General features: G+C 42.8%; 14 protein-coding genes. 10 read left to right on the top strand and 4 right to left on the bottom strand.

From position 1 onward, the window contains the following. Position 1: 1 nt before the first annotated feature. From R7Q46_RS20565 to uspE, 5 genes are all read left to right on the top strand, one after another. A complete protein-coding gene (locus R7Q46_RS20565; RefSeq protein WP_318077755.1) occupies positions 2-2,365 on the top strand; it encodes a heavy metal translocating P-type ATPase in 2,364 nt (787 codons plus the stop codon). A 15-nt stretch (positions 2,366-2,380) separates the two neighbouring features. Continuing rightward, positions 2,381-2,545, top strand: a complete 165-nt coding sequence (gene ccoS / locus R7Q46_RS20560) for a cbb3-type cytochrome oxidase assembly protein CcoS (protein ID WP_005377493.1) — start codon at positions 2,381-2,383, stop codon at positions 2,543-2,545. Between the two features lie 8 nt (positions 2,546-2,553). Further along, complete coding sequence (locus R7Q46_RS20555) at positions 2,554-3,234, top strand: sulfite exporter TauE/SafE family protein (protein ID WP_064353933.1); 681 nt, start codon at positions 2,554-2,556, stop codon at positions 3,232-3,234. A gap of 90 nt (positions 3,235-3,324) precedes the next feature. Next, entirely contained in the window at positions 3,325-4,071 is a 747-nt protein-coding gene (locus tag R7Q46_RS20550) for an FNR family transcription factor (RefSeq protein WP_005377497.1), read from the top strand. 180 nt (positions 4,072-4,251) lie between these two features. Beyond that, entirely contained in the window at positions 4,252-5,199 is a 948-nt protein-coding gene (gene uspE, locus R7Q46_RS20545) for a universal stress protein UspE (RefSeq protein ID WP_005377500.1), read from the top strand. Positions 5,200-5,339: 140 nt separating this feature from the next. Here the strand turns inward: uspE and ttcA are convergent, their stop codons facing one another. From ttcA to R7Q46_RS20525, 4 genes are all read right to left on the bottom strand, one after another. After that, positions 5,340-6,233, bottom strand: a complete 894-nt coding sequence (gene ttcA / locus R7Q46_RS20540) for a tRNA 2-thiocytidine(32) synthetase TtcA (RefSeq protein WP_005377502.1) — start codon at positions 6,231-6,233, stop codon at positions 5,340-5,342. Between the two features lie 198 nt (positions 6,234-6,431). Next, positions 6,432-7,094, bottom strand: a complete 663-nt coding sequence (locus tag R7Q46_RS20535; protein ID WP_042522976.1) for a DUF2987 domain-containing protein — start codon at positions 7,092-7,094, stop codon at positions 6,432-6,434. 13 nt (positions 7,095-7,107) lie between these two features. Further along, entirely contained in the window at positions 7,108-7,944 is an 837-nt protein-coding gene (locus R7Q46_RS20530; RefSeq protein ID WP_017634900.1) for a glucosaminidase domain-containing protein, read from the bottom strand. Continuing rightward, on the bottom strand, positions 7,937-8,734 hold the full coding sequence (locus R7Q46_RS20525; RefSeq protein WP_005389175.1) for a hypothetical protein: 798 nt from the start codon (positions 8,732-8,734) through the stop codon (positions 7,937-7,939). The genes R7Q46_RS20530 and R7Q46_RS20525 overlap by 8 nt, the downstream gene beginning before the upstream one ends. Before the next feature lie 400 nt (positions 8,735-9,134). On the opposite strand from R7Q46_RS20525, the gene potA reads away from it, so the two are divergent. From potA to R7Q46_RS20500, 5 genes are all read left to right on the top strand, one after another. Beyond that, complete coding sequence (gene potA, locus R7Q46_RS20520; RefSeq protein ID WP_017634901.1) at positions 9,135-10,250, top strand: spermidine/putrescine ABC transporter ATP-binding protein PotA; 1,116 nt, start codon at positions 9,135-9,137, stop codon at positions 10,248-10,250. After that, positions 10,231-11,091, top strand: coding sequence for a spermidine/putrescine ABC transporter permease PotB (gene potB / locus R7Q46_RS20515; RefSeq protein WP_005377512.1), 861 nt, complete (start codon positions 10,231-10,233; stop codon positions 11,089-11,091). The genes potA and potB overlap by 20 nt, the downstream gene beginning before the upstream one ends. Further along, complete coding sequence (potC, locus tag R7Q46_RS20510; protein ID WP_318077754.1) at positions 11,091-11,861, top strand: spermidine/putrescine ABC transporter permease PotC; 771 nt, start codon at positions 11,091-11,093, stop codon at positions 11,859-11,861. Before potB ends, potC begins: the two co-directional genes overlap by 1 nt. Before the next feature lie 102 nt (positions 11,862-11,963). Further along, a complete protein-coding gene (locus tag R7Q46_RS20505; protein ID WP_017634902.1) occupies positions 11,964-12,995 on the top strand; it encodes an extracellular solute-binding protein in 1,032 nt (343 codons plus the stop codon). Positions 12,996-13,244: 249 nt separating this feature from the next. Further along, on the top strand, positions 13,245-14,282 hold the full coding sequence (locus tag R7Q46_RS20500) for an extracellular solute-binding protein (protein WP_005377521.1): 1,038 nt from the start codon (positions 13,245-13,247) through the stop codon (positions 14,280-14,282). The last annotated feature ends 87 nt before the right edge of the window (positions 14,283-14,369 follow it).

Genomic DNA, 14,369 nt, shown 5'->3' with positions numbered 1-14,369 from the left:
TATGTGTAAATCCTGTTATCACTGCGGTGAAGATGTACCAGCCAACACGGATTTCAAAGTAGAAATATTGGGTGAAATTCGCGACATGTGTTGTCCGGGCTGCGAAACTGTGGCGCAGACTATTGTCGATAGTGGTCTTGTCTCATATTACCAATACCGCACTGCGCCTGCAGAAAAGGCAGATCTAGTACCAGAGCAACTCCAAGCTTTAATTCATTATGACAATGCGGATGTACAATCTGAATTCGTACGAAATCGCGAAAATGTTTCTGAAGTAACCCTTTCTTTGGAAGGCGTTTCATGTGCCGCTTGTGCGTGGTTAATCGAAAAGCAAGTTTCTAATACGGCCGGGTTGGTATCTATCCGTGTTAATACAACCACCAATCGAGCGTTACTAGCCTGGGATAAAACTCAGGTACGGTTAAGCGAGCTCCTTTCCGTTATACATAAACTTGGTTACAAAGCTGCACCTTTTGAAGCAGATAAGCAAGAAGCCTCTTACCATCGAATGATGAAGCAATATCTATATCGGCTAGGTATTGCAGGTTTAGCAACCATGCAGGTCATGATGCTCGCCGTTGCACTGTATCTCGAAGTCTTTGGTGATTTAGAGCCAGAGTTTAAAAGTTACTTTCGTTGGGTAAGTTTGATTTTTGCTACTCCTGTTTTGCTTTATTCCGCTCTTCCATTTTACTTAAACGCATGGCGCAGTATCAAAGGCCGAACCCTTGGTATGGATGTCCCGGTTTCTATCGCGTTGATCTTTGCCTATGTTGCAAGTTTAGTTGCAACAGTAACTGAACAAGGCGAAGTCTTCTTTGAATCTATCTCGATGTTTACCTTCTTTTTGTTAGTAGGTCGATTCTTAGAGATGCGCGCTCGTCGCAAAGCTGCTGCAGCGAGTGGTAACCTTCTTAAGTTGATTCCGGCAATTGCTACAACGCTGGACGGTGATCAGATACCCGTGAAGACGCTAAAAGTTGGCGATCGTATTCGCGTTCTACCTGGTGAACATATCCCCGCTGACGGTAAAGTTATTTCAAGCCGTATTCATATTGATGAATCCATGCTAACGGGTGAGTCAGTGCACGTTGTGAAACGAGAAGGCGATATTGTTTATGCGGGAACGCTAAACGGAGACGAATCATTTGAACTTGAGGTAGTAAGCTCAAAGGCCGATTCAATGATTTCTAATATCGTGCGTTTACAAGATGAAGCTCAACACTCCAAACCTAAAATTGCGGAAATTGCCGACATTGTCGCCCGTTACTTTGTTGGTGTGATTCTTATTATCTCTGCTGGTACTTGGTTTTACTGGCATCAAACAAAACCAGATGATGCGTTTTGGATCATGCTGTCTGTGTTAGTTGCTACATGCCCATGTGCGCTATCTCTGGCCACTCCGACCGCTCTCACTTGTGCTACCTCTAGAATGGGTAATTTTGGCATTTTGCTTCGTAAAGGCCATGTGTTTGAGACACTATGTAAGATCAACCACTTAGTTGTAGATAAAACAGGCACTCTAACGAAAGGTGATATTGAGATCTGTGAAACAAAGGTACTTAGTGATCTCCCACAGAAAGATTGTCTATCACTAGCTGCAGCTTTAGAGGCTCATGCAAACCACCCTATCGCTCGTTCTTTTGCAACTTTCACCAATGATGACTTTATCGTGTCTGATGTGCAAAACGTGATTGGGTCAGGGATTGAAGGGATATGGAATGGCAAAATCGTTAAGATAGGTAGTGCTGCTTTTGTTCAAGGCAAAGAAAGTGATGAAAGCCAGGCGGTCTATCTGTCGGTTGATGGCAAGCATGTCGCTAGCTTTTACTACCGCGACCCTATCCGAAAAGAAAGCAAAGCCTTTATTCAACGTTTTGCTGACGCTGGAATTAAGACAACCCTGCTAACTGGTGATTCTCTCTCAAACGCCCAACCAGTGGCGAATGAAATTGGTATCGATCACATTGTCGCGTCAGCAAAGCCAGAAGATAAGCTTGCATACCTTAAGAGCTTGGACGAAAACAGTATCACTATGATGGTTGGTGATGGAATCAATGACGCGCCGACTCTCGCCGGAGCTCACCTTTCTGTCGCAATGGGCGGTGGTACAGATGTCGCTAAAGCTTCTGCAGATATGACGTTACTTGGGGATAATCTCGAAAAGCTACTAGAGGCACGTTTGCTTGCACTGCGTACAAGAAAGATTATTCGAGAAAACTTGGCTTGGTCTTTGGGTTACAACCTGTTAATTTTGCCTTTGGCGGTCGCAGGTTTAGTGGCTCCCTACATTGCAGTAGTTGGCATGTCTGCAAGCTCAATTATCGTTGTATCTAACTCTTTGCGCCTGCTCAAAGAGAAATAAGTAGAGAAAGCAAACATGGAAAGTCTTTATATATTGATTCCCATCGCTATCGTTCTCGTTTGTGTTGCTGTCGCCGTTTTTCTTTGGGCGGTAAGAAGCGATCAGTTTGAAGATCTTGAACGGCAAGGGCACAACATTCTTCTCGACGAAGAAGACCAATCTAATAGTGATAAAAAGTAGCGACCTTTATGACTCCTGATTTTATCGGTGCGTTGATGATCGGCTTAGTAGGAGCCGGTCATTGTATGGGTATGTGTGGTGGTATCGCGTCTCTACTTACCATGGGCTCTTCTGCTAAAAATAAAACCACCCCTCTTATCCCCCTCTTCTACAACCTCGGACGATTGTTCAGTTATACCTTAATAGGTGCATTAGTGGGTGGTGCTATATCAGGTTTATCTGAGCTTAGTGGGTTAACGCACTCTCTTGCTTGGTTAAGGCTGATTGCTGCGTTATTCATGATCCTGGTCGCGCTGTATATTGCTAAATGGTGGCAAGGCTTACTTTTAATAGAAAAGCTAGGGCAGTATCTCTGGCGCTTTATCTCGCCGGCAGGGAAGAGTTTGTTACCATTAAAGCATCCTCTTCACGCGTTGCCATTTGGCTTTATTTGGGGTTGGTTACCATGTGGTTTAGTTTATTCAGCGCTTACTTGGTCGGCGGTTTCTGGTAGTGCGATGAACGGCGGCCTAATTATGCTTGCGTTTGGGCTCGGAACGCTACCTGCAATGCTTATTATTGGATACGGTGCCAATCATTTTCAGAAATTACAAAAATCATTAATATTTAGAAATATTTCAGCATTAATCCTTATTGGCTATGGTACGTATACCGCTGTAGGAGCCTTAGCGTTACTCGGTTTCATATAACGTTAAACTCTATTGAGGTGACATTTTTGCTACCCTTTAGGATTAAGCGATGCTAAAATATTGATGTATATCAAATAGTGAAAGGTTGTTATGATTTCTGAAAAACCTGCAACAAAGCGTATCCAATCAGGCGGTTGCGCCATTCATTGCCAAGATTGTAGCATTAGTCAACTGTGTATCCCGTTCACTCTAAATGAGGCAGAACTTGACCAGCTTGACCAAATCATCGAACGTAAGAAGCCTATTCAAAAAGGACAAGAGCTTTTTAAGGCCGGTGATGAGCTAAAATCGCTATACGCTATCCGCTCTGGTACCATCAAGAGCTATACGATCACAGAGCAAGGTGATGAGCAAATCACAGCGTTTCACTTAGCTGGAGACTTAGTCGGTTTCGATGCTATCACTGGTGACTCCCACCCTAGCTTTGCTCAAGCACTCGAAACGTCGATGGTATGTGAAATCCCATACGAAATTTTAGACGATCTATCGGGTAAAATGCCTAAGCTTCGCCAGCAAATCATGCGTTTGATGAGTAACGAAATTAAAGGTGATCAGGAAATGATTTTGCTTCTTTCTAAAAAGAACGCAGAAGAGCGACTAGCTGCTTTCCTTTACAACCTATCAACGCGTTTTTCTCAGCGTGGCTTCAGCCCTAGAGAGTTTCGTTTAACTATGACTCGTGGTGATATTGGCAACTACCTTGGTCTTACAGTCGAAACGATCAGTCGTTTGTTAGGTCGTTTCCAGAAATCTGAGATCCTAAGCGTAAAAGGTAAATATATCACTATCTTAGACCACGATGCATTGATGGAACTTGCTGGTGTAACTAAAGAATAATACACCCTAATTATTGATGTAGCTCGAAAATGAGCTACATCATATTTCTCATAAATTCCTTTCGAAAGTCCTCAAAAAGTTCTCCAAACTAAGCTACAGTAAAAATGTACGGTGAGTACTCCAAAATACTGATTTAATTTACATTCAGTATCTGGTTTTGCAATAGAAGTGGGCTTAGTTATGAGTATATACAGTAAGATCCTTGTTGTAGCTGACATCAATAATGATGAGCAGCCCGCACTTGCAAGAGCTGTTCAATTAGCTCAGAAAAGTGTATCTAGAAGCCGAATCACTTTCTTTTTATCCATTTACGATTTCTCGTATGACATGACGTCAATGCTATCAGTGGATGAAAGAGATGCTATGCGTCGAGGTGTCATTCATCAGCGTGAGCAGTGGATGCGTAAAATTGCTCAACCATACCTAAACGATGGCTTCGACTTTGATGTTTGTGTTGTCTGGCACAACCGTCCTTATGAGGCGATTATTGCTGAAGTCTACGCAGGCAATCATGACCTAGTCATCAAAGGCACACGTAAGCATGATGTTTTAGAGTCTGTCATTTTTACACCGACAGATTGGCACTTGTTGCGAAAATGCCCTATTCCAGTGCTTCTTATTAAGAATGCTGCTTGGCCGGAACAAGCAAGTATCCTTGCCTCAGTACATGTGGGCTCAGAAAACCCGACTCATATTGATCTCAACGATACGATGGTCGAGCGATTAAAAGAAATCACCACTCGGCTTGAGGCCAAGCCATATCTTGTTAACGCCTACCCCGTTACACCGGCGAATATTACGATTGAACTTCCTGAATTTGACCCAACGACTTATACCGATGCAGTGCGAGGTCATCATTTAACGGCTATGAAAGCACTACGCCAAAAACATGGTCTTGATGAAGAACAAACGATAGTTGAGCAAGGTTTACCTGAAGATGTCATTCCGGCAGCTGCAGAGCGCTTGAACGCAGCAATGGTTATTTTAGGTACCACAGGGCGAACAGGGCTTTCTGCTGTCTTTATTGGTAATACAGCGGAGCACGTGATTGATAAAATAAATTGCGACGTGTTGGCTCTAAAACCAAAAGGCTACATTAGCCCTCTCGACCCAAATACAGCAACCTAATCTCTCTTTAGTATTGCTATGTATTGAGCGCTTTCAAATAAGCGCTAATAAATCCCCCGAATACAGGGGGATTTTTGTTTGGGAACAGTTAAAGCGTTGGGTACAAAAAAGGAGGTCTAATTGACCTCCTTTTTTACTAGTTAGATGTTCGTAACATCGATGAACATCGATTCATCAATATTCGTCGAAGAAACGACAGCCTCATTAAATTCATACTCTTCGCGGTTACCTTCACGATCTAGCGGTAAGTTAACAAAGTCGAACAATTCGCGGTCTGCTAGTTGGCTTGGGCTTACGTTTTGAATTGATTTAAAAATTGCTTCCACACGCCCTGGCGTCTTCTTATCCCATTCAATCAACATTGCTTTTATAGATTGACGCTGAAGGTTCTCTTGAGAGCCACAAAGGTTACACGGAATTATTGGGAAATCCTTGTGCTCAGCGTATTTGATCAAATCTTTTTCACGACAGTAAGTCAATGGACGAATGACCACGTTACGGCCATCATCAGAGCGTAGCTTTGGTGGCATCGCTTTAAGGCGAGAGCCGTGGAACATATTCAAGAACATTGTTTCGACGATGTCATCCATGTGATGACCTAGCGCAAGCTTAGTTGCACCAATCTTCTCTGCAAATGAATACAGCGTACCACGTCGCAGGCGTGAACACAGACCACAAGTGGTTTTGCCTTCTGGTACCTTCTCTTTTACGACGGAATACGTGTCCTTATCGACGATATAGTAAGGGATATTCAGTGTTTCGAAATACTCTGGCAGAATGTGCTCAGGGAAGCCCGGTTGTTTTTGGTCTAGGTTTACCGCAACCACTTCAAATTTGATCGGTGCGGCTTTTTGAAGATTCAGCAGGATATCAAGCATCGCGAATGAATCTTTACCACCGCTAATACATGCCATTACAACATCGCCTTCTTCGATCATGTTGTAATCAGTAATGGCATTTCCAACATGTCTTCTTAGGCGTTTCTGAAGCTTGTTGAATTCTAGGGTTTCTTTTCTTGTATCTATTTGGTTCATTGCGGGCTCTCACATCGCCGATAAATCGACTAGGACTTCCTAACATGGGTTTCTTTGGGGCGTGGATTATACGAGCTTTTTACGCAGGATTAAATGCTTGTCTTATTGAGTCTTTAAGAAAAGAGTGTGAAAGATACTTTAGTTACGGTCAAAATTAAAAAAGAGCTGCGATTGCAGCCCTTTCTAAACGTTCAGTGTTCATTTCTTTGCGTTAGGTAGATAAGGTAACACTCGCATCGTCGGTTCTGGTAGTGTCATTGTGCCACCTTGCCCTATTTCACTTAGTGCGACTTGTATCTTGCCATTGACAATTGGCTTTTCGGTTCCGTTTGAGAAAATCACTTTATCATTCAGTTGATTTGCAAACTCCATCGTCACACCTTGAACTTCCGGTGTAAACCAACCCGCAAACATACCGCCTAAATCTTCCAGCATCGTCTGCATTTGAGGTAGAAGAGGCTTAAGTTGCTCGTAAGAAACGTTACCCTGTAATGGTTCTTTGGTCATCACGACAAGTGAGTAATCGCAACGTGTATCTTTTGGGGTATCGATAAAAACCAACGGATTCGCTGACTTTAAGTTTTTATCAACAGGTAAAGGCAACTCTTGTGAAGCAGGGATAACAAACTCTTCATAGTGCTCTTCTTTTTCCATCCAAGCTTTTTCTATCGTACAAATTTGTTTAGTTTTTGCGTCCACAAAAAAGACACCAACTTTCACATCGTCATGCCCTTCTTTATTGTTGTTTTTTAGTTGAGTGTATAACTTTGAGTACGTGAACATGTACTCTTGAGCTTGGGTTATCGGCGATACAAGAATTAGCGCCGCACTTCCCAATAGACTTAGGCTTAACTTTTTCATTTTATCCGTTATTTTATTGCGTCCAGTAGGCGTTGTTATGACGAATCATAGCGCGAAGATCGTGTACATAGGCGATGCCACGTTCAGAATAGGCTAGCAACCCATGCGTTAACTCTGACGCGGTTGCAACCGTTAACAAGCCCTTGTTCTTTTCAGCCAGAGATGTTCTGATTTCACGCAGGTCTGCATACGCTGGGTTTCGATTAACATTCATAAAGTAGCCATGAACAGACTGTTGTACAGAATCGAATTTTTCAACTTCATGAACTTTGTTAGCGCCACGTTGCGCTGGAACAATTCCACAGCCCTTTTTATAACACCATTGGCCGAACAAGTTGTTTGCTTGAGTAGCAAAACGAGAAGTGCCCCACGCAGATTCATTTGCCGCTTGAGTTAGAACCAAGGCTTCAGGTAAGACGTTCACTCGCACAAGCATCTCGTCTAGCCATGCTTGATCAATCTTATCGTTACTCAAGGGCAACGAATACAGAGATGATAACCGCTGAGCATACTCTTGTTGTTCTTGCGTCACTTGTCCCACCTTTAAAGAGGTAAGAAAGGCCCGCTCATGACGAATTCGTTGATTCTCAAGAGCAATTTTAGGCCTTAAAAAATCAAAAAAAGCAGCTTTTTTCTCTTTCGTATCTTTTATTGAATTGAAGTCTGGTATATCACCGATGTATGGCAAGTGTGATAAATCGACATGCTTAATCTTGCCAGAGAGTACGTCAGGATTTTCCACATATTTAAACTGTTTCTCGTAGTGTAAATATGGGCCTATAGAAATAAAAGTGGCGGCTATACAGGTTGCCGCCACTCGTAAACTTATTGATTTCAAAGAATTAGGCATCAAACACCTGTGAGTTACCATCGTGATCATTATCGTTTTTCTGTGTTGTAACGATCTTAAGCTTAATTCCAAACATTTCGCGGTAGAGTATGCCTTTCAAATGGAAGAAGAATGGCAGCACAAAAATCAAGCCAATACCGTAGAACATTGCTGCAATAATAAACATTAACATCACGCCTAAGTAAAGCCCCGCGACCACAAAAATCTTCTTGTTGATTGCGCGAAGTGATAACAGCAACGCTTGCATTGGTGGCACCCTTTTCTCACAAATCAACAAAATAGAGTGACTAAATGCCAAGGAAAGATACAGCGACAGTAAAGGAAAAATCATACCAACCACACCTTGTAGCATTAAGCTCATGAGCGTTGCTAGAATAACAGGAATGGTGAACTGCAACCCCTTTCCAACATGGCGCAACTTAGTCTTCAGGCCGGCGACATGGCTCATAGCCATCAAGCTGATCCCCGCATAAATTGGTGCGCTAATCACCTCATAACTGAAATTCGCGACATAAATAGAAGACACAATATCGTTTGTGAACGACTCTGGGTTCTCAAATGCATCAAGAATAACGCTCAAATCGCCCAACTGCAGTTTTAATGCAATATAGAAAATACCTAACTGGACAAAAAGCAATACAATAATGGCAGGAGAAAATGATAAAAAGTGCTGGATGGTTGCTCGCCAAGCTTCGTTAAAAACCGCGCCAGCTTTAAGCTCGTAGTTGCCAGACAAAGCTCGCTCTACACTCCCCCCAAGATTGAAATCTTTCTCAAAATCGTCGTTCATAGTTTATCCAAGACTAACTTGTAAAATTTTGACTGGAATTCCAGTCAATTAATGTAATCGTCATTATAAAGAAATCTTTCCACATCTAACATCACAACTCACCTACAATCCTTGCAATCTCAACTGTATGGTTGATAATTAACCACTTTCAAGGTCATGAAATTGAAACAATTGTTGAACAAAGTTTAGTGCTATCAAACTGTGTTTAGATGCCAATTAATCTCATAAAAACAGTATGGTAAGGAATGATGGCTTTTTCCTGCAAAATTATTTCTGTTTCAAGATAAGAAAATGCTTTAATTTCACACTTTTGGTGATTATGATGCGCGCCTCAAAAGTGAATGGTTAGTGTCACATCAGCTGGGATAATCCCGGCTTGAACGTGGGGGAAATACAGACGTTGAACGCAAAACCGCAAGCAGGAAAGCCAGTTATTCGTTTATCTGGTATTAGTAAAAGTTTCGATGGTAAGGAAATCATCGGTAATTTAAATCTGGATGTTAATCATGGTGAATTTCTGACGATTCTCGGGCCTTCTGGTTGTGGTAAGACAACAGTTTTACGCATGATTGCAGGTTTTGAAACGGCAGATAACGGTCAAATTATTTTGGATGACCAGGATGTAACACAGGTTCCTGCAGAGCAAAGGCACGTCAACACGGTATTTCAAAGTTACGCATTGTTTCCACACATGACCGTATATGAGAATGTCGCTTTTGGCCTTCGTATGCAGAAAACGCCTACTGCGGACATTGAACCACGAGTAATGGAAGCGCTACGCATGGTGCGCCTAGAAAAAATGGCACAGCGTAAGCCTCATCAGCTTTCTGGTGGTCAGCAACAACGTATCGCCATTGCGCGTGCGGTTGTTAACAAACCAAAAGTACTGTTGCTAGATGAATCTCTGTCGGCACTTGATTACAAACTGCGTAAGCAAATGCAAATCGAGCTTAAACAGCTTCAGCGTCAACTTGGTATTACCTTTATCTTCGTTACGCACGATCAGGAAGAAGCCCTATCGATGTCTGACCGCATTATTGTTATGCGCGACGGTGTTATCGAACAAGATGGCTCTCCACGTGAGATTTACGAAGAGCCGAAGAACCTATTTGTTGCTCGCTTTATCGGTGAGATCAACGTATTCAACGCAACAATGCTAGAGCGTATCGACGAGAAACGTATCCGTGCAGAAATCGAAGGTGTCGAGTCTGTTGTTTACTACGATCAGGAAGCGCAAGCAGGTGAAAAACTGCAAGTACTACTTCGCCCAGAAGACTTACGTATCGAAGAGATCAAAGAGTCTGAAGAAAAAGGCATCGTAGGTCACGTAACAGAGCGTACCTATAAAGGTATGACGCTTGATTCAGTTATCCAATTGGATTCAGGCATGCGTGTAATGGTTAGCGAATTCTTTAACGAAGATGATCCTGATGTGGACCACTCACTTGGCCAGAAAGTCGCTATCACTTGGGTTGAGAGCTGGGAGGTAGTCCTCAATGATAAGCAAGAAGATTAATCTTCAAAACGCGATCATTACCTTAATCGTCGGTTGGTTAACACTTTTCGTGTTGGTACCAAATGTGATGATTATCGGTACGAGTTTCTTAACGCGTGATGAAGCAAACTTAATCGAAATGACATTTACTTTCGACAACTACTTACGTCTACTCGATCCCTTGTATGCGAAAGTGCTGATGCACTCGTTCTACATGGCGATTGTGGCGACGTTGTTGTGTTTAGTAATTGGTTACCCATTTGCTTACATCATAGCGAAAATGCCAGAGAAATGGCGCCCATTCATGTTGTTCTTAGTTATCGTACCTTTTTGGACAAACTCTCTTATCCGTACTTACGGCCTGAAGATTGTTCTGGGTACACAAGGTATTTTGAACAAATCATTAATGGCGATGGAAATCATCGATAAGCCATTACGTATTATGTACACCGAAACAGCAGTAATGATTGGCCTTGTGTACATCCTGCTTCCATTTATGATTCTGCCGCTTTACTCGGCAATCGAGAAGTTGGACAACACTTATATCGAGGCGGCGAAAGATCTTGGTGCGAACAAGTTCCAAACCATTACGAAAGTGATTCTACCTCTTACAATGCCTGGCATTATCGGTGGTTGTTTGTTGGTTCTGCTACCAGCACTAGGTATGTTCTACATCTCTGACCTTCTTGGTGGTGCGAAGAACCTACTGATTGGTAACGTTATTAAGAGCCAAGTATTGAACGCTCGTGACTGGCCATTTGGTGCTGCGACCAGTATCGCCCTCACCTTCGCAATGGCTGTGATGCTTTACGCTTACTACAGAGCAGGCAAACTATTGAATAAGAAAGTGGAGCTAGACTAATGGGACGCACAGTTAGATTTAGCTTTATGGCGCTGGTGTATGCATTTTTGTATCTGCCAATCATCGTCTTAATTGTTAACTCATTTAATGCCAACAAATTTGGTATGAAATGGGGTGGTTTCACCACGAAATGGTACGAAACCTTAGTAAACAACGATAGCCTAATGCAAGCTGCATGGCATTCATTGAACGTAGCGGTATTCTCAGCGACAGCAGCAACCATCATTGGTAGCTTAACGGCCGTTGCCCTATTCCGTTACTCGTTCAAAGGTAAGGGTGCGGTAAACGGCATGCTGTTTGTCGTGATGATGTCTCCAGATATTGTAATGGCGATTTCATTACTTGCTCTGTTCCTGGTATTGGGCGCACAGCTTGGCTTCTTTACACTATTGATTGCTCACATCACCTTTTGTCTACCATTCGTTGTGGTAACTGTATACAGCCGCTTAAATGGCTTTGATGTGAAAATGTTGGAAGCAGCAAAAGACCTTGGTGCAAGCGAGTGGGTTATCTTGAAACAGATCATCCTTCCTCTCGCTAAACCAGCGGTTGCCGCAGGTTGGTTATTGAGCTTTACCCTGTCTTTGGACGATGTGATCATCAGTTCGTTTGTAACGGGTCCAACATACGAAATCTTGCCATTGAAGGTTTACTCCATGGTTAAGGTGGGCATTTCACCGGAAGTGAACGCCCTAGCAACGGTGATGTTGATTGTTTCTTTGGTCTTGGTAGTAATTTCTCAGTTGCTAGCAAGAGAAAAAGTGAAGTAGAATCCTCACCTGTTAACATCACGAAACAGAATGGTTACATGCCATTCTGTTTTTCTATCTATCGTCCAAAATTGGACAACGTTTGGTTTGGAGCTAACGTCAATGAAAAAATGGGCTACTCTATTAGCTGGTAGTGCATGTGCGCTTTCTCTGTTCTCTGGTACAGCGACAGCGGATGATAAAGAACTAGTATTTATGAACTGGGGTCCTTACATCAACAGTAATATCCTAGAGCAATTTACTAAAGAAACTGGCATCAAAGTGATCTACTCGACTTACGAGTCGAACGAAACTTTGTATGCAAAGCTAAAAACCCATAACCAAGGTTATGACCTAGTAGTACCTTCAACGTACTTCGTGGCGAAGATGCGTGACGAAGGCATGCTACAAAAGATCGATAAGACTAAGCTGAAAAACTTCGGCAACCTAGATAAAAACTACCTAGACAAGCCTTACGATCCAAGTAACGACTACTCTATCCCACACGTTGTTGCGATTACAGGCCTAGCGGTTAACGCAGACATGTACGATCCAAACGACTTCCAAAGCTGGGCTGACCTATGGAAGCCTGAGCTTGAAGGTCAAGTAATGTTGATGGACGACACTCGTGAAGTGTTCCATATCGCTCTGCGTAAACTTGGCTACTCAGGTAACTCAAAAGACCCTAAGCAAATCGATGAAGCGTACGCTGAGCTACAAAAGTTGATGCCAAACGTTCTAGTTTTCAACTCTGACAACCCAGGCGCACCTTACATGTCTGGCGAAGTGGGCGTTGGTATGCTTTGGAACGGTAGCGCCGCAGCGGCACAAAGTGAAGGCCTAAACCTTAAACTCGTTTTTCCTAAAGAAGGCGGTATCGGCTGGGTTGATAACTTCGCTATCTCTTCCGGTGCGAAGAACGTAGAAGCCGCTCACAAGATGATCGACTTCTTACTGCGCCCAGAAATCGCAGAGCAAATCTCTCGTGATACTGGCTACCTAACGGCGGTGGAGGAATCGAATGCTAAGTTTAAAGACGTTGCCCCACTATTCCCTTCTCAAGAAGACCTTGACCGCGTTGAATGGCAAGATGCGGTTGGTGATCTAACCGTTAAATACGAAGATTACTTCCTCAAGCTGAAAGCGGGACAATAATCTAGCTTGTGTAACAAGTCATCAACCATAGGAAAATAGGCAGCAATACGCTGCCTATTTTTGTCTTAGGCTGATATAATCGCGCGTTGCTAGGTTTATTTGTCTTGGTATCATAGATTTATCGTCTCATAACAAGGAGACAACGATATTCAAGCTAAATGAACATATTTGTGCTTACTGCGATTTGGCTCAACTTGATAACTCCAGCTAGTATTGACTTGTCCAATCGCGAAACAAAACGGAAAACAAATGAAAAGTAAATTCTACGCAAGCGCTCTATGTGCAGCGACGCTCATCGCTACCCCTGCAATGGCTGCTGATCAAGAACTGTATTTCTACAACTGGTCGGAATACATTCCAAACGAAGTTCTTGAAGACTTTACAAAAGAAACCGGAATCAAAGTTATTTACTCTACATACGAATCTAACGAGAGTATGTACGCAAAACTAAAAACTCAAGGTTCTGGTTACGACTTGGTAGTACCGTCTACCTATTTCGTCTCTAAAATGCGTAAAGAAGGCATGCTACAACAGATCGACAAAGAGAAATTATCTCATTTTGCCGATCTTGATACTAACTTCCTAAACAAACCGTTCGATCCGAACAACAACTACTCTATCCCATACATTTGGGGTGCGACCGGTATTGGTATCAATGCTGACATGCTAGACAAGTCATCGGTTTCTAAATGGGATGATTTCTGGGATAGCAAGTGGGAAGGTCAACTAATGCTGATGGATGATTCTCGCGAAGTATTCCACATTGCATTGACTAAGCTTGGTTACTCACCAAACACGACTAACCCAGAAGAAATCAAAGCCGCTTACGAAGAACTGAAAAAGCTAATGCCAAACGTATTAGTATTTAACTCAGACTTTCCTGCAAACCCTTACCTTGCGGGTGAAGTTTCACTAGGCATGCTTTGGAACGGTTCTGCATACATGGCTCGTCAAGAAGGCGCGAACATCGACATCATCTGGCCAGAAAAAGGCACTATCTTCTGGATGGACAGCCTAGCAATTCCAGCTGGTGCGAAGAACGTTGACGCAGCTCATAAGATGATCGATTTCCTACTACGTCCTGAGAACGCAGCTAAGATTGCACTTGAGATTGGTTATCCTACGCCAGTTAAAACGGCACACGATCTGCTACCGAAAGAATTTGCTAATGATCCAAGCATCTTCCCACCACAAGAAGTGATGGACAGCGGTACTTGGCAAGATGAAGTTGGCGAAGCGAGCGTAATGTACGATGAGTACTTCCAAAAGCTAAAAGTGAACAACTAATTCGTTAGTTTTGACCCGTCCTGATATGGGTTGACACTTTTTAACTAAAACGCTCGATGTACTTCATCGGGCGTTTTGTATTTTAAA

This window comes from Vibrio sp. 811, from assembly GCF_033339195.1.
This window is presented reverse-complemented; position numbering and strand designations above follow the sequence as displayed.